Source organism: Propionibacterium ruminifibrarum (genome assembly GCF_900289195.1).
In the GTDB taxonomy this organism is placed as follows: domain Bacteria; phylum Actinomycetota; class Actinomycetes; order Propionibacteriales; family Propionibacteriaceae; genus Propionibacterium; species Propionibacterium ruminifibrarum.
In genome coordinates this window covers 307,708-323,815 of sequence record NZ_OMOH01000001.1, presented here as the reverse complement: position 1 = coordinate 323,815, position 16,108 = coordinate 307,708, and the positions used below count along the sequence as shown (strand labels likewise).

At 68.5% G+C, this 16,108-nt stretch carries 10 protein-coding genes; 4 read left to right on the top strand and 6 right to left on the bottom strand.

Annotated features, from left to right (window positions below):
* Window positions 1–231: 231 nt before the first annotated feature.
* The gene (locus tag PROPJV5_RS01395; protein ID WP_182858522.1) at window positions 232–978 is read left to right on the top strand and encodes a ferritin-like fold-containing protein; all 747 of its coding nucleotides are present in this window, start codon (window positions 232–234) and stop codon (window positions 976–978) included.
* Between the two features lie 19 nt (window positions 979–997).
* On the opposite strand, the gene PROPJV5_RS01390 is transcribed toward PROPJV5_RS01395, so the two are convergent.
* The 6 genes from PROPJV5_RS01390 to PROPJV5_RS01365 form a co-directional block, all read right to left on the bottom strand.
* Window positions 998–1,225 carry a DUF3107 domain-containing protein gene (locus tag PROPJV5_RS01390; RefSeq protein ID WP_119714542.1) on the bottom strand — a complete coding sequence of 76 codons (228 nt, stop codon included), beginning with the start codon at window positions 1,223–1,225 and terminating at the stop codon, window positions 998–1,000.
* A 64-nt stretch (window positions 1,226–1,289) separates the two neighbouring features.
* On the bottom strand, window positions 1,290–2,276 hold the full coding sequence (locus tag PROPJV5_RS01385) for a PP2C family protein-serine/threonine phosphatase (protein ID WP_182858521.1): 987 nt from the start codon (window positions 2,274–2,276) through the stop codon (window positions 1,290–1,292).
* Between the two features lie 209 nt (window positions 2,277–2,485).
* Window positions 2,486–2,692, bottom strand: coding sequence for a cold-shock protein (locus PROPJV5_RS01380; RefSeq protein ID WP_119714540.1), 207 nt, complete (start codon window positions 2,690–2,692; stop codon window positions 2,486–2,488).
* A gap of 281 nt (window positions 2,693–2,973) precedes the next feature.
* Entirely contained in the window at window positions 2,974–4,992 is a 2,019-nt protein-coding gene (locus PROPJV5_RS01375; RefSeq protein ID WP_119714539.1) for an oxidoreductase, read from the bottom strand.
* 319 nt (window positions 4,993–5,311) lie between these two features.
* Window positions 5,312–5,470 (bottom strand): hypothetical protein, encoded by a 159-nt coding sequence (locus PROPJV5_RS12485; RefSeq protein ID WP_182858520.1) that lies wholly within the window; start codon window positions 5,468–5,470, stop codon window positions 5,312–5,314.
* Between the two features lie 367 nt (window positions 5,471–5,837).
* Complete coding sequence (locus PROPJV5_RS01365) at window positions 5,838–7,760, bottom strand: oxidoreductase (RefSeq protein ID WP_119714664.1); 1,923 nt, start codon at window positions 7,758–7,760, stop codon at window positions 5,838–5,840.
* A 791-nt stretch (window positions 7,761–8,551) separates the two neighbouring features.
* On the opposite strand from PROPJV5_RS01365, the gene PROPJV5_RS01360 reads away from it, so the two are divergent.
* Genes PROPJV5_RS01360 through nudC form a run of 3 tightly spaced genes read left to right on the top strand, consistent with a single transcriptional unit; the run spans window position 8,552 to window position 16,100 of the window.
* Window positions 8,552–11,845: an ATP-dependent DNA helicase gene (locus PROPJV5_RS01360; RefSeq protein WP_182858519.1), complete on the top strand. Its 3,294-nt coding sequence runs from the start codon at window positions 8,552–8,554 to the stop codon at window positions 11,843–11,845.
* Complete coding sequence (locus PROPJV5_RS01355) at window positions 11,842–15,165, top strand: ATP-dependent DNA helicase (RefSeq protein WP_182858518.1); 3,324 nt, start codon at window positions 11,842–11,844, stop codon at window positions 15,163–15,165. The genes PROPJV5_RS01360 and PROPJV5_RS01355 overlap by 4 nt, the downstream gene beginning before the upstream one ends.
* Before the next feature lie 26 nt (window positions 15,166–15,191).
* Window positions 15,192–16,100 carry an NAD(+) diphosphatase gene (gene nudC / locus PROPJV5_RS01350; protein WP_119714536.1) on the top strand — a complete coding sequence of 303 codons (909 nt, stop codon included), beginning with the start codon at window positions 15,192–15,194 and terminating at the stop codon, window positions 16,098–16,100.
* The last annotated feature ends 8 nt before the right edge of the window (window positions 16,101–16,108 follow it).

Here is a 16,108-nt window from a genome sequence, read left to right as displayed (position 1 = left end):
TCTCCGCCCCCGCGTCAACGGAGGACAAGCAGTTCGGTGGCCTGCATGCGCGTGCGGTGCGAAACCGGAACCCGGGATCGCCGTACGGCCCGGAAGCACGCCTGATGAGAGAACGACGGCACCGCCGGGAGCATCGTGCAGGCGGCGCACGGGAGTGCGCCGTGACAATTTTACCCGATGATGGCCCCAGCGCCCCGCCCGGATCGGGCCCGGGCCGCTAATGTTGGCGTCGTGAGCCCCAACTCAGACAACCAGCAGAGTGCCGCAGCACGCCACCACGACGAGGGGCGTGCGCCCAGTCCCATCGAACTGCCCCCCGGCGGTGCCGACCTGCTCGGCTTCACCGCCCAGGCCGATCTCGTGGACTTCGAGATGCTCACCGCCTCGGCCCCGCTGGCCCCGACGCTGGCCCAGCGCATCGACGTGGCGATGCTCGCCGCCGACCAGTTCGCCCGATTCGAGCGCATCGCCGATCAGCTCGCCGCGCAGGATCTGGTGCTCGTCGACACCCTGGAGCCATACCGTGAGGCTCTTGACGCCTTCGCCCGCGCGACGAGGGCTCGCACCTGGGACACCTGCGTGCTGCGCGCGCTGCTCGTCAACGGGCTGCGCGCCGATTTCGTCGCCGCCATCGGCGACCGGCTGGACGACCGGATCGCCGCCTTGATCGAGCCGGGCCCGACCGCATGGCGCATCACTGATTTCGCCGGGCGCTCCCTGTCCGAGGCCCTTGAGGCCGATCCCACCGCGACAGGTGCCCTGTCACTGTACGGCCGACGCTTCGCGGCGGAGGCCGTCGGCCAGATCCAGCGTCTCGTCGCGCGGCAGGTCGAGTTCACCTCGCTCGTCGCCCGCGCGGCCGACAGCGATGATGCGATCACCTCTGCTGGTGACGAGCTGGGCGTCGTCAGCGAACTCCTCGAAAGACTCATGGTCGAGCACGGCAAGCGCCTCGCCCGTCTCGGGCTCGGCACGTGAGGCCTGCCGCGTTCGGCGGTCAGATCGCGCCGAAACCGACCTGGCGGGCATGCTCCTGACCGAACTCGATGTACGCGATCCGGGCCGCGGGGACGATGACCTGGCGGCCTCTGGAGTCGGCGATGGTGAGCAGACCGTTCTCGCTGGCGAGGGCCGCGGAGAGGGCTGCTGTGATGTCCTCGCGAGACTGTTCGGTCTCGATGGACAGTTCGCGGGTGACGTTCTCGATGCCGATCTTGATATCCACGGCCTCAACGGTACCGGCGTTCCTCAAGGATGCGGCACGCGGCCAGCGGAGCGGGGGAGAGGCCTCACAGGGGCAGTTCCGGCTGGGGCGATGCCTCGGAAGGGCCGGGCCGGGAGACCGCCGGCTCGTCCTCGGTGGACGCGCGCCGCAACGGGGGCTCGGCGCTGCGGGCGGGGGAATCCATGGAGGGCTCCTGCGCCGCCCGGGCCGGTACACCGCGCAGGTCGTCCTCGTCGATGCGAATGAGGCCGACGCTGATGTTGTCGTGGCCGCCCTGTTCGTTGGCCCAGTCGACGAGCGCGACCGACAGTTTCTCGGCGCTGGCGTCGGCGCTGACCGGAAGATGGTTGAAGACATTGCGGAGTTCGTCGGCGTCGGAGGCGTAGTTCCACAGGCCATCGGTGCAGACCATCAGCCAGCCGGGTTCGGCGACGCGGAAGGGCGAGATCGTGGGGTCGAGACCCGGTGAGCTGGGGCCCAGCCACTTCGTGATGGCATGCGCCTGGGCGCTCGCCTCGGCGATCTCGCGTGGTGTGCCGAGCGAGATGCTCAATTGCGCCATCGAGTCATCGGTGGTGAGGATCATGTTCGTGCCGCTGTCACCGAACCAGTAGGCCCGCGAGTCCCCGACATTGGCGACGATCACGAGGCCGCGGTGGAAGAGCGCGAGGACCAGGGTGCAGGCGTACCCATCGATGTCGTGGCCGGCCTGCGCGACGATCTCGTCCTGGGCCGTGAGGACGGCCATCCGCATGGCCAGGCACAGGTCATCCGGGTCGCTGGTCGCCGGGTGCCGGGTGAGCGCACCGATCAGGGAATCGGTGGCCGCGTCGACGGCGATCTGGCTGGCCAACTCGGAGTGGGGTGAGGTGGAGACACCATCGGAGACCGCGGCGATGGCGCTGTGATGTGCGGCGGCGTTGGTTGCCGCGACGGCCAGTGCGTCCTGGTTGGGGGGAGTCTTGGAGCCCACGTGCGATGCGCCACCTGCCCACACCGCGGGTCCGCGGCGCAGATCATCGCGCCCCGTGGCTCGTGGTCCAGTGGTCATCTGACTTCCCTGATCGGCGTGTGCACTCCAGTTCAGCACCCGGAGCACCCCCACGGGAAATCGCCGCACCGTGGCGACCGGGTGTGTCATGGGCCGGTCCGGCCCGGAATGAGTCGTCAGCATCCTATGCGAGAGGAGGAGCAACCCACCACATGGTCGACGGGAGGCCACGCCCATGGGCGGGACCTCCCGTCAGGAGGGCCGGTGGGTCAACTGAGCGGCTTCACGTGCTCGGCCTGCTGACCCTTGGGGCTCTGTGCGACGTCGAACTCGACCCTCTGGCCCTCGTCGAGCGAGCGGAAACCGCTGGTCTCGATGGCGGAGTAGTGGACGAAGACATCGTCCCCCGCACCGTCGACAGCGATGAAACCGTAGCCCTTCTCCGCGTTGAACCACTTCACAGTTCCAGTGGCCATGTGGTACTCCCTATCGTTGCTCCCGGGCCTTGGCGGGCCGCTACCAGTCTCGTCGAACGTCATCGACGGGCTCCGGGACTGGCGGGATGATGTCGCCGTTACGGCGTGAACAGCGCTTTCATCCTTCCACACTCCCGCCCCCACTGGGAAGGACGAATGGCGTCGCGGCCCCTCCGCCCGCCGGTCATCTGCACGGTCGGGCGCTCGATGGGGCGAGCCGGCCGCATCGGCCATGTCCGGCGCGACGGCTCCGGTGGACGCCGCGCCGGAGGGCCGGGCAGCTACTTCTCCAGCTGGCTGGCGACCTCGAAGGCGTCCCAGATCGCGTACATGATGTTGGCGCACCGTCGCGCGTCACCCACGACGTGGCATGGGATGCCTGCTGCTCTCACTTCGGACAGCAGCTCGTGTCGGGGTGTGTAGCCGATTGCGGTGACGACCGTCGTCGCCGGCACCAGTCTTTCCGCACCGTCGACGGTGACGAGCAGGCCCTCGTCATTGACGCGGTTCGCGCGGGCCCCGGTCAGTACCTCGACCCCGCGGTACGGGACCAGATCGTGAAGCATCACGTGGTTCGCCATGCACAGGGGCGCGTTCTTCTCCAGGACGTCCGACAGCGCCTCGACGATCGTGACCTCGGTGCCGCGTTCGCGCAGCGAGATGGCCAGTTCGCAGCCGGTGAGGCCTCCGCCCACGATGGCGACCCGGTCGCCCAGGGAGCCCGGGTCGAGCAGGGCGTCCGTTGCCTCGACGACCGGTATGCCCTCGCCGAGATCGAGGGACTGCGGCGTCGAACCCGTTGCGACGAGGACGTGGTCGGCTCCGGACCGACGGATCAGGTCGGCGTCGACTCGTGAGCCCAGGTGCACCTCGACCCCGAGATTCTCGAGTTGACGCTCGTACCAGGCGATCAGGGCGAGGTCATCCCGTTTGAACGAGGGTTGGCCGCCTGCGATGACGACCCCTCCGAGCCGGTCGGACGCCTCGTGGAGCACCGGGATGTGGCCACGCTCGGCCAGAACCCGTGCGGCCTCCATCCCCGCAACGCCGCCGCCGACGATGAGGACGCGCATCCGTGTGCGATCGGTGGCCTGCGGCATCGGACGTTCGATCTCACGGGCCGCGAGCGGGTTGACTGCGCAGCGCAGGGACGAGTACTTCTCGATGCGACCGATGCAGCCCTCCTGGCACGAGATGCAGGGGCGGACCAGGTCGCGTCGCCCGCGCTGGAGCTTGTTGACGATGTCCGGGTCCGCGAGTGTCGGCCGGGCGAGCGAGACCAGCGTCGCCGTGCCGTCGGCCGTGGCCGCGGCCGCCAGCTCGGGATCATCCATGCGTCCGGCGACGATCAGCGGGATGTCGGGGCAGGCCTCGTGCAGCTGGCGCGCGTAGGGGACGTACAGGCCCTTGTCCTGGTACATCGGCGGGTGACTCCAGTACCAGGCGTCGTAGGAGCCGACATCGACGTCGAGGGCCTCGTAGCCGTAGGACTCGAGAAGACGGGCCGCTTCGATGCCCTCGTCGATGTCGCGTCCCAATTCGCTGAAACTCTCGCCCGGCATGGCGCCCACCCCGAGGGCCTTGATCATCGACTTCGGGGAGAAGCGGAGCTGGACGGGAAAGTCATCGCCGGCTGATTCATGAATGGCCTCGACCACTTCACGGGCGAAACGCAGCCGATTCTCCAGCGGGCCACCGTATTCATCAGTGCGGTGGTTGAAGAGTGAGATCGCGAATTGGTCGAGCAGATAGCCCTCGTGGATCGCGTGCACCTGAATGCCGTCAAATCCGGCCTCGCGTGCTACCATTCCGACAATCCGGAATTGCGCGACGACGCCCTTGATCTCCTCCACCGTCATTTCACGGCAGGTGATGGTGGGATCCCATCGGTAGGGGATCGCCGACGGGGCCACCGGCGTGCGGCCGCCGAGGACACCCGGGAAAAGCACCCGGCCGAAGCCCGCTCCCGCCTGCAGGACGATCTTCGCGTCATAGCCGTGAACACGTTCGGTGAGGTCTCGGCTCGTGGTGAGGAAGACCCCCGGGGACTGGGTCGGATTGGGGAAGATGCCCGGCGGGACGGCGTCGGCGGGATTCGTCACCTGGCACACGCCCGTGATGATCAAGCCGATCCCGCCGCGAGCCCGCGTCGCGTAGAACTCGATCCCGCGCTGGTTCCACCCGCCCTCGGCATCGGCGAACCCCAAGGGGCCCATCGGCCCCATCGCGAAATGATTCTTCACCTCGATACTGCCCACCGTGGTGGGCTCGAACAACTCTGGATGCAGGGATGCAGACATACCGGTTCCTCCTTGAACTCGGCTCACCCGAACCTCGGTTAAAGCTGAACATAACACTCGACGTCCAGAACATCATCGGTTTATCGGCCATTTTTCTGGGCATTGAGGTTAGGGGATCCTGATGACTTGGGCGACGAAAATCCCCATCCGCTGGTCCTTGGTGAAGCTCATCATTCCCTGTCACAACGATTTCATCGATGAGCCGTGGAACAGTCTTGATGTCGAATCATCGATGTCGTTCACGGATTATCGGGCGGTATTGAATGATCAACGGTGGTGACCGTGAGACTCGAAGCGCGGTCATGCGCGCGGGGGGGGGTCAGCGCGCCGGACGATCACGGGGCGGGCGCAGGCGCGGGTCGGTGTCGTGACGGACAGTCCTGGCCTGCCCGGGGGCGGTCCGCACGCTCATGGCGAGCAGGGCCCACCCGTCCGACCCGTCCAGGACATGAGCCGGGGTGACCGGCTGCTCGGGCACAAACCTGCTCGGCTGATGTGTGGTGTCCCTGCCTCGTGGCAGGGTCGGGTGCCCCCGTGCTGGTTGCGCGAAGGCACCTGTTCATTGCCGGTGCCGGGGTGTGGCGTGTGGGCAGGTATGCCAAATCCCACAGGATCTGGCCGTTTCAGGCCGAAGAAGAGAGGAAACGGCCAGATCTTGTTGGGAAAAGCATGCCCTCGCCGCTGGAGTGCTCGCTGGGCGCCAGTCCCGGACAGGACGCGATGCTCGCGCCGGTGAACCGGTCCAAGTCACCGGTCTCGACCGTTGACGCGAACCCGGTCAATGGTGAGGTCCCGCGGGGCCGGGGGTTCTTGCCGCCTTCCGAGGGAACGGCTGGGTGACGTCATCACAGTGACCTGCCGAGCTCAAAGCCCGCCCTGATCGCCTTGCCCGCCAGGCCGGTTTGCGCGGCATCGCCGATCAGCTCGACCCGGCAATCCAGGTCGCCGAGCTCATCTGCCAAGGCGGTCACGGGCGTGGAACCGATGGCCAGGATCACCTTGTCGGCCTTGACCGTGCCGGCGGACTTCCCCTCGAGTACGACACAGTCCTGCTTGATCTCTTGCACGGTTGTCTCGGTGAGCACCCGGACGCGGTGGCCCTCCATGTCGGCGAGGAGATCCTGCCTGGTGGGGGCCTCTTCGTCGACGGCGATGTCGTCCAACATCTCCACGACTGTCACCGATTTGTGGCTGGCGGCGATGAAATTCGCTGTCTCACAGCCCACGGAACCACCGCCGATGACGACATTTCGCTCCCCGGCGAGCGTCTCACCCGCCAGGACGTCATGGGCGGTCGTGACATGTGCACTCCCGATCCCGGGAATGGTCTTGGGGATGATGGGTTTGGCGCCTGTGGCAATCACGACGACGTCCGGTCGCTTCTCCTCGACAAGTGCTCTGGTGACTTCTGTTGCCCAATGAATCGGGACGCCCATTTTCTCCAGCTGGTGCACCTGCCAGCGGATGAACGAGGCTATCTCACCCTTGCTGGGCGGAACCGCGCCGAGCCGGAACTGTCCGCCGGCCCATTTTCTTCGCTCATAGACCTCAACCTGATGCCCCGCCTTGGCTGCTTCAATGGCGGCCGCCGCTCCCGCGGGCCCGGCCCCCACCACCATGACCTTCTTGGGGTGCTCGGCTCTTACCGTCACCGGAGTGTTGTACTCATGTGCTGTGAAAGGATTCAGGATGCAGCCGCCCGGCTCCTGCTTGTAAATTTCACCAAGGCAACCCTGCTCACATCCAATGCACGTGATGATGTCTTCAAAATCACCCGCCCTTGCCTTGTTGGGTGCTGCCGGGTCGGCTAGCGAGGCACGGCCGAATGCGATGAGATCGGCCTTGCCACAGGCCAGCACCTCATCCGCGATGCGCATGTCGTTGTATCGGCCCACGGATATGACGGGCAGGTTTGTCACCTGCTTGACCTCTCTCGCATCGTCCGCGATCCAGGCATGTCGCGTGTACATGGAGGGGCAGAGGGCGCCCAACGCGCCATAACAGCCAGCACTGACATGGACGTAGTCGATACCCGCTTTCTCCAGGTACGGCACGATCGTCTTGGTGTCTTCAATGGTGCGGCCTCCTGATACGTATTCGTCGCCGGAAATTCGGTAGCCCACGATGAATTCTGGACTGACCTTGGCGCGCACATTACGGATGACTTCTTCGGCGAATCGAACTCGGTTCTCAAGGCCACCGCCGTACTCATCCGTCCGTTGGTTCGAATAGGGCGAGGTGAACTCGGCCAGGAGATAGCCATGCGCACCGTGCAATTCGACTCCGTCAAATCCCGCGGCCTCGGCGCGCCTGGCGCAATCACCAAAGGCTTCCGTCACCTCGTCAATCTCCTCAGTTGTCATCTCGTGCGGAATCTCCCAGCTGAGCGGACACGGGTTGGCCGATGGCGCCCAAGGTTGTTCTCCGCTGATTGCCTCCGTGGTTTGACGTCCGCAATGATAGATTTGCGCAACGACGACGGCGCCCAACCGATGAATCCGGTCCGTGAACTCCTTGAAGCCCTCGACTTGACTGTCCGCCCAGAGACCGGGTACTCCGACGAACCCCTTCGCATGCGGCATGACGGCGAAGTCTTCGGTGATGATCATCCCGAAGCCGCCTTGCGCCTTCGCCTCATGATAGGCGATGAAGCGTTCGGTGCACGTACCATCGGAATTGCACAGGTTCATGACCATGGGAGCGACCACGGTTCGATTCCTGAGGGTCTTTCCTTTGAGTTCGTATGAGCTGAATAGATTGGCTAGCATTGCGTTCTTCCCCTCGCGCTGTGATTGACGCATGGCGCCGTTGGCTGGCAGTGGCGCTGATGGCTCCTGGGTTCGGTTGTGCTCATTTGTCTGGCGAGCGTGTTTTCGTTGATCGTGGATGATGACTGTGGTGTGGTCGGGCTGTAGGGATCGCGTCGGGTGTGCTCGGTCCCGACTTCTTCTGTCGGCGCGCAGCGGCTGATGCGCAGGGTGGCGCCTCGATGGGCGGTGATCCCATCCCCGTGGCATCGACGATCCCCGCGGGATTCATCAGCCCCTGGCGGCATGATTCGCGATCGCGATACGGTCCGCTGTTGCCGGCTCGAACAATTCTGGGTGCCACTATTCTTGATACAGGGCCACGGACATACCGGTTCCTCCTTGAACCCGGCTCTCCGGAAGCTCGGTTAAAACCGAACATAACACTCGACGGCCACGGTATCCATTGATGGGTCGATCATTTTTCGAGTACCTAGGTGAGGGAGACCTGCTGGTATCACCTGCCGGCAACGCATTCAGCATGACCCAGCGAATAACATCGCTCCCCGTCACGGCAATGTCACAGGCACGCAGTGGGTGAATCTTGATGTCGACTTTTCGCCCGTAGCCGCTGGCTGCCGGAGATCGTTTGAATGATCAACAGTGGTGTCTGGAGGCTCGGCGCGCGGTCATGCGGCGGCGAGGGCTCCCACGGGCCGGACGATCACGGGGTGGGCGCGGGCCGGTGCCGTGGCGGACGGCCCGGCGCCGTCCGCGGGAAAACGTCGGTGGTCTGTGCTTGCATTGTCGCCATGGCTGGGCAGCGGATGGATCGGTGGCAGCGCGCTTTCCTCGAAGCGGCCGCCAGGCCGCACGCCGCTGTCCTGGGGGTGGGCGGCCCGCGCACCGGCAAGAGCACTGCGCTAGTCGAAGCCGTCGCCGCCGCCGTCGAGTCAGGGAGCAGCCTCGACCGGCTCGTCGTGCTCACCTGGTCCCGGCCCGCGGCCCATCGGCTCCGCGCCGAGATCATCGCGCGGATCGGGCGCACGCAGCGGGCGCCGGTCATGACCACGGTCCCGGGCTGGTGCCTGGCCCTCCAGTCCGCCTACGGGTCGTTCGACGATTCCGGCGGGATTCCCCGAGTCCTGACCGGGCCCGAGCAGGAGATGCAGGTGCGCGAACTCCTCGCCGGCGCCGGTGAGCAGTTGTGGCCGCCGGACGTCCGCCCGGCCCTGCGGACACGTGCCTTCACCCAGGAGGTCCGTACCGGTATGGCCCGGGCTCGTCAGTACGGGCTCGACCCCGATGACCTCATCGAGCTGGGCGAACGCACCGGCCGCTCCCAGTGGGTCGGACTGGGGGTCTTCTTCGAGAAGTACCTCGACGTGCTCGACGGTCAGGGCGCCTGGGACTATGCCGAACTCGTCCACCGGACACGGCTCCTGTTGCTCGACGAACGAGCCGCGGCCGGTGTCTCCTCGCGTGTGCAGGGCGTCTACGCCGACGAGTTCGCCGAACTCGACAGGTCGCAGATCGGGCTGCTCGCGCACGTGCACGAACTGGGTGTCCCCGTGATCGCCACGGCCGACCCCAGCACCCGCGTCTTCGCCTTCCGCGGTGCTGACGCACGAGCGGTCGCCGACTTCCCGCGCCGGTTCACCGCGCCGGGCCTCGAGGAGCCGAGGATCATCGGACTCGCGGGCGACCACAGCGGTGTACGCGAGGTGCGGGCCGCGCTCCGGGCGGTGCTCGCGCACAATCCGGCCGAACCGGGGTGCGAGGCGGTGACGGTGCAGGAACGGGCGTGGTCGGCAGACACCGATGTGGACCCTCGCGGCAGCCGTTCCCCCGGGGACGACGAGCCCCGTGTCGACGCCCTGCTCCACCCGTCCGCGACGGCCCAGCTGGATGCCGTTGCCCGGTGGCTGCGGGACCACCACATGCAGGGCACGGCCTGGTCCGACATGGCGGTCGTCGGCAGATCCGGGAAGAGCCAGCTGGCGCTCGTCGCGAGGGCGCTGGAGGGCCTCGGCGTCCCCGTCGACGTCGACGGGGACGACATCGCCCTGGGTGAGCAGCGATGCGTCCAGCACCTGGTCGAGGCCGCCGAGTGCTGCCTCGAACTGGCCAGTCTAGGGCGGTTCGGCTCCCCACGCGTCCTCTCCCTCGTGGGCGGCCCACTGTGCCCGGTGGAGCCCAGGACGCTGCGGCTGCTCCGTCGCCGCCTCCGGCGCGGCACCGACGGCTCGGATGAGTCGCTGCTCGACCTGATCGGTCGGTCCGCCGTCACAGCGATGGGCTCTGGCGGCGGGGCGGGCGCTGGGGGCCAGGCCCGGACGACTGCCGGCCCGGTGGCCACCGGCCAGGACCATCCGGTCCCGACGTCGGCCGGGGACGAGGCCGCTGCGCTGACGGCGTTGGGGGCACTTCTCGGCACTGCGGCCCGCGGCCTCAGACGCGGTTCGGGCGTCTACGAGGTGCTGTGGAGCCTGTGGCAGGGCACCGACTGGCCGGCGCGGCTTCGCGCCGAGGCCCTGGGCCAGGACGAGAACTCTGCGCCGGCCCAACGAGATCTGGATGCCCTGTGCGCCCTGTTCGACCTGGCCGCCCGACACGACAGGCTGGAGGGGGACCGGGGCCTGCGCACCCTCGTCGCCGAGATCAACGGCCAGGAGATCCCCGGTGACCGGGCCCGGGAGTCCGACCCCCACGGCAGGGGAGTCCAGGTCATCACCGCACACCGGGTCAAGGGCCGTCAGTGGGCCCACGTGGCCCTCGTCGATCTCGTCGAGGGCACCTGGCCAGGGCAGCGGGGCGGTGAGGGACTCCTGTCTGCCGAGATGATCGGTGATCCGGCCGGCACGGACCAGACCGGTCGTGACGCGCTCGAGGCGGCCCGGGAATGGGTGCGGCAGGAACGTCGGCTGTTCGCCCTGGCCGTCAGCCGTGCCACGCGGACGCTGCTCGTCACAGCGGTGGCCGGTGAGGGCTCCGAGGGTGGCGTACCCTCCCGGTTCATCGCCGAACTCGGTGTCGAACCCCGCCAGGAGCCCCGCCCCGGGACACGACGCAACAGCACCCTCGACGAGCTCGTCGGCGAACTGCGCCGGACCGCTCTCGACCCCGCCCGGCCACAGGCCCTGCGCCGCAGGGCCGCCGAGCGCATCGCCGAACTCGCCGGCGCGCGTTCGGCGCACGGGCGACGACTCGTCCAGGCCGCCGATGCCTCCACCTGGTGGGGGCTGGGAGGGCTCAGCGGGGCGGCGTCCCGGGCACGTCCGGAACTGACCGTGAGCGTCACCGGCCTCGAGAAGCTGGCCAGGTGCCCCCGGCGCTGGTTCCTCGACTCCCGGGCCGGTGCCCCGGAGGCGGCCGGCCCCCAGGCGGCGATCGGTTCACTCGTCCACAAGATGGCCGAGAACGCCGTCGTGCACGGATGGAGCATCACGCGTCAGCACGAGCAGGTCGACGAGTACTGGGACCTCATCGGCTTCGACATCGCATGGCAGAGCCGGGCCCAGCGCGATGCGACCCACGAGATGCTCGATCGTCTGGGGGCGTGGTCGTCCGCCCAGCGTGGACGCGAGGTCGTCGGGGTCGAGGTGCCCATCACGCACCGTTTCCACCTGCCGGGCGGCATCGTCCTCCTGCGCGGCACCATCGACCGCCTCGAACGCGAGCAGGACACCGGCCGCGTTCACGTCGTCGACTTCAAGACCGGCCGGCGCGTGCCCACCCAGAAGCAGCTCGCCGCCCATCTGCAACTCGGTGCGTATCAGCTGGCTGTCGCCGAGGGCGCCTGCGCCGATCTGACAGGGCCACGTCCCGACCTCGGCGGCGCGGAACTCGTCCATCTCCGTGTCCCCCAGAGCGCGAAAGAACCCGGTCAGCCGAAGGTGCTGACTCAGCCGAGTATCGAGGACCACCCCTACCCGCCGCTGGCCGAGCAGCCCGAGGGCGGCGGACCCACATGGATCCACGACGCCATGACGCAGGCCCTGACACACGCCGCCAGCGGCGACTGGACGGCAGTCCAGGGCGACCTGTGCCGCACCTGCACCCACCGGAGCGGATGTCCGCTCTGGACCCGGGAGGACTCCAGATGACCGCACCACTGCACGATCCCGGCCAGCTGTGTGAGGCCCTGGGCATCCCCTTCTCCGAGGAGCAGCTGGCCGCCATCACCGCTCCCCTCGAGCCCGGCGTCGTCATGGCCGGTGCGGGCTCGGGCAAGACCACCGTCATGGCGGCGCGCGTCGTCTGGCTCGTCGGGACGGGCGCCGTGCGGGCCGACCAGGTGCTCGGGCTGACGTTCACCCGCAAGGCAGCCGGCGAGTTGTCGGCCCGCATCAGTGCGGCCCTGGAGCGGTCCGGAGTCGTCGACGAGGAGACCCTGCACGACATGCAGGCCCAGCTCGTCATGACCTACGACGCCTTCGCCGGACACCTGGTCGCCGAGTACGCCCCGCGCATCGGCGAGGACCCGATCGAACGGCTGCTCGCCGAGCCGATGCGCTACCGGCTCGCCGGGCAGGTCGTCTCGGCCGCCGAGGGCGGCTGGGAGTACCTCACCGACATCTCACCGGCGACCCTGGTGGACCACCTCATCACGCTCGACAACGAGATGAGCAGCCATCTCGTCGACCCCGACCGGCTCGAGGCCTTCACCGGCTCACTCATCACCGGGTTGCGTGAGGCCCCGCTCCACAGGGGCAGGCCCTACCGGGATGTCACCCACGCCATCGACGTGGCCCGCACCCGGCTCGAGCTGCTCGGGCTGGTGCGCGCCTACCGGATGCGCAAGAAACAGCTCGCCGTCGGCGACTTCGGGGACCAGATGGCCCGGGCCACCACGATCAGCCTCCGGGTGCCCCAGGCCTCCGATGCGCTGCGCCAAAGGTTCCGCGCCGTCCTGCTCGACGAGTACCAGGACACCTCCGCGGCCCAGACGATGATGCTCTCCGGGCTGTTCTCCGGCCCCGACACCGAGCACGGCCTCGGTCATCCGGTCATGGCGGTCGGCGACCCCCGCCAGGGCATCTACGGCTGGCGCGGGGCCGCCGCGAACACCATCGCCGAATTCCCCCGCACCTTCCGGCGGAGCGACAACAGCCCGGCAGAGGTCTACTCGCTGACCGTCAACCGTCGGAGCGGCCCGGTGATCCTGCGGTGCGCCAACGAGGTGGCGGCCCGGCTCGACGAGGACCCCGCCATGCCGGTCACCGACCCGACGGGTCAGCGGCTGCGCGCCCCCGAAGGGACCGAGCCCGGCCGTGTCACGGTGGGGCGGTTCACCGATGTCGACGAGGAGATGGCCTGGCTCGCCGCCGATGTCGCCGCGCACGGAGGCCCGGGCCGGTGGGCCGGCATGGCCATCCTCTGTCGAACGAACACCTCGACAGGACGCATCTACGAGGAACTGGTCGAAGCCGACGTGCCGGTCGAGATCGTCGGCATCGGCGGCCTGGTCTCGTTGAGCCCGGTGCGTGAGATCGTCGCCACACTGCGGCTGCTCGACGACGAGACGAACAACCCCGCGCTCGTCGAGCTGCTCACCTCGCGGCGCTGGCGGATCGGGGCGAGCGACTTGACACGTCTCGCCGAGGCGGCTCGCTCCACAGCCGCGGAGCAGGAATCCCCGGCCGGGGCGGCCCCGGGGCGCGATCCGGCCGGCGATGACGGTGACGGCGCCATGGCGGCCTTCGTCGAGGGGCTCGTCCGGCCACCGGTATGCCTTCTCGACGCCCTCGATGGGCAGATCCCCGGGATCTCCGAGCAGGGCGGGCACCGGCTGCGCCGCTTCGCCACGGAATTCGCGCGGCTACGGCGCGGGATGGATGCCCCACTCGCCGATCTCGTGCGGCGGATCTGCCTGCTGGCCGGCGTCGACGCCGAACTCGAGGGGGACCCGGCGTTCTTCCGCCAGGGCAGACGCGATCAGGTGCGGCGTTTCCTCGACGTGGTGACGGAGTTCACCGATGTCGATCCGCAGGCGGGACTGAGCGCCTTCCTCGCCCATCTCGACGTGCAGATCGACCACGAGAACGGCATCGAGCAGGCGGTCGTCTCCGCCGGCGACTCGGTCAAACTGCTCACCGTCCACCGCGCGAAGGGCCTCGAATGGGACCGCGTCTATCTCCCGTGGCTGGTCGACGGGGTCTTCCCGGATCACCGCGCGGACAACTGGGTGAGCTCGGCCAGGCTCCTTCCCGGTCCGCTCCGTGGCGACGCCGGCAGCCGGCCGGCGCTGTCGGAGGCCTCGCGTGACGGCATCCGTGCCCATGCCGAGGAACTCAAGTCGGCGGCCGGTTTCGCCGAGGACCGGCTGGCCTATGTGGCGATCACCCGCGCCAGGCATGACCTCGTCGCGACCAGCCACGTCTGGGAGCCCGGCCGTTCCAGGCCTCGTGGGATCTCGCCCTACTACGCGGTTCTCGCCGAGAGCGCGCAGGACGTGGTGGCTGAGCCGCAGACCGTCACCGGCGAGAACCCGCTCGGCGACGGCCACCTGCGCATCAGCTGGCCCAGCACGGGTGACGAACAGGCCCAGAGGCGTCTCGAGGCGCTGGCCGCCTTCGTCCTCGGCCGTGCCCGGTCGGAGCAGGACGAGGAGTCCGGGGAGTTCACCAGTGACGAGCCCCTCGACCTCGACGACCAGGCCACGGTCGACCGCTGGGCGCGTGAATCAGAGCTGCTCCTCGCCCAGGCCGCCCGCCGCGCCGACGGGGATGGCCAGGTCCCGGTGCCCGGCTCGCTGTCGGCAACGGCACTCATCCAGTCCCAGCAGGACCGCGCCGAGTTCATGGCCACCCTCGCCAGGCCGATGCCGCGCCGGGCGAGTGTCGGCGCCGGTGTCGGCACGAGTTTCCACGAGTGGGTCGAGGCCCGTTTCCGTCGGGCGGGCAGCCCGCTCATCGACGACCGGATGCTGCAGCCAGGAGGTGTGGATGACCTCGCCGACGACGGCCGGTTCGGCGCCCACGCCGCTGCGGGCGCCGAACCGGCGCGTGCCAGGCTTGACAGGCTCAAGGAGCGTTTCGAGGCCGGCCCCTACGCCGAACGCACCCCGTGCGCCATCGAGGAGGCCTTCGTCCTCATGGTCGACGGCCAGCAGATCCGCGGCCGCATCGACGCGGTCTTCACACTCGACGACGACCCGGACCACGACTTCAGGGTCGTCGACTGGAAGACCTACGACGGTCCTGGTGACGCCCTCCAACTCGCCCTCTACCGACTCGCCTGGTCCGAGATCGTCGGTGTCCCGCCCGAGCGCGTTGATGCCGTCTTCCACCACGTCATGAGCGGTACCGATGAACGTCCAGCCCGGCTCGTCGGCCGGGAGGGGCTGCGACAGATGGTCGCCGGGCTGCGCTCCCAGGGGCCGGGGTCCGTCGGGGTCACCCGGAGCGGGGCCCTTGGGGGCTGATCGGCTGTGCGTTAGTTTTGACTCCCATGAGACTCAGCCAGGATCTCGATGCCGGCCGCGACCCGTACATGTGGGATCTCGCGGCGTGGGGCGGTCCGCCGAGCCTGGACCATGCCTCCGGCGTCCGTGAGGACGCGCAGCTGATCGAGCAGGCCTGGCGCGAGCCGGGGGCCCGCCTCATCTGCCTCGACGACGAGGGTCGCTTCAACGATGATCCCTTCGGCCGGCCCGTCACCGCGGCCGACGGTGATGTCCCCGGCGATGACGACGTCTTCCTCGGTCGCTTCGACGGTCACCCGTGGTTCGCCCGGCGGGACGCCGGTCCCTACACGGCGGTGCTTCGCAGCGCCAGGCTCACCCCGGGCGAACGCGAGGTCGCCAGCGCCGCCCAGGCCATCCTCAACTGGGTCCGCACGACCCGCCGCTGCGTCCGCTGCGGGGGAGAGCTGCTGCGCACGCGGGGCGGGTTCGCCGCGGTGTGCTCCCAGTGCGGCTACGAGACCTTCCCCCGCACCGATCCCGCCATCATCTGCGCGGTGCTCGATCATGACAACCGACTCTTCCTCGCGCACCAGGGCACCTGGGAGCAGGGTCGCGTCTCGGTGCTGGCGGGTTTCGTCGAGGCCGGCGAGACCGTGGAGCAGGCCGTTCACCGCGAGATCGCCGAGGAGGCCAGACTCCGCATCGCCGCCCTGCGCTACCTCGGCAGCCAGCCGTGGCCCATGCCGCGTTCGCTCATGCTCAGTTTCGTCGCGCGCAGCGACTCCCCGGGCAGGGTCGACGGCCAGGAGCTCTCGTGGGGCGGCTGGTACACCCGCACCGAGGTGACCCGCCTCACCGAGGCCGGGTCACTCGTGCTGCCGCCCGGTGCCTCGGTCGGCCACCACCTCATCCGGGCATGGCTGGAGGACCGGCTGCCCGGCCCCGAGGGCTGAACGGCCCC

Coding starts and splice junctions, on each gene's coding strand:
- PROPJV5_RS01385 (WP_182858521.1), bottom strand. CDS start 2,276: ATGACCACTGGACCACGAGCCACGGGGCGCGATGATCTGCGCCGCGGA.
- PROPJV5_RS01380 (WP_119714540.1), bottom strand. CDS start 2,692: ATGGCCACTGGAACTGTGAAGTGGTTCAACGCGGAGAAGGGCTACGGT.
- PROPJV5_RS01375 (WP_119714539.1), bottom strand. CDS start 4,992: ATGTCTGCATCCCTGCATCCAGAGTTGTTCGAGCCCACCACGGTGGGC.
- PROPJV5_RS01365 (WP_119714664.1), bottom strand. CDS start 7,760: ATGCTAGCCAATCTATTCAGCTCATACGAACTCAAAGGAAAGACCCTC.
- PROPJV5_RS01360 (WP_182858519.1), top strand. CDS start 8,552: ATGGCTGGGCAGCGGATGGATCGGTGGCAGCGCGCTTTCCTCGAAGCG.
- PROPJV5_RS01355 (WP_182858518.1), top strand. CDS start 11,842: ATGACCGCACCACTGCACGATCCCGGCCAGCTGTGTGAGGCCCTGGGC.
- nudC (WP_119714536.1), top strand. CDS start 15,192: ATGAGACTCAGCCAGGATCTCGATGCCGGCCGCGACCCGTACATGTGG.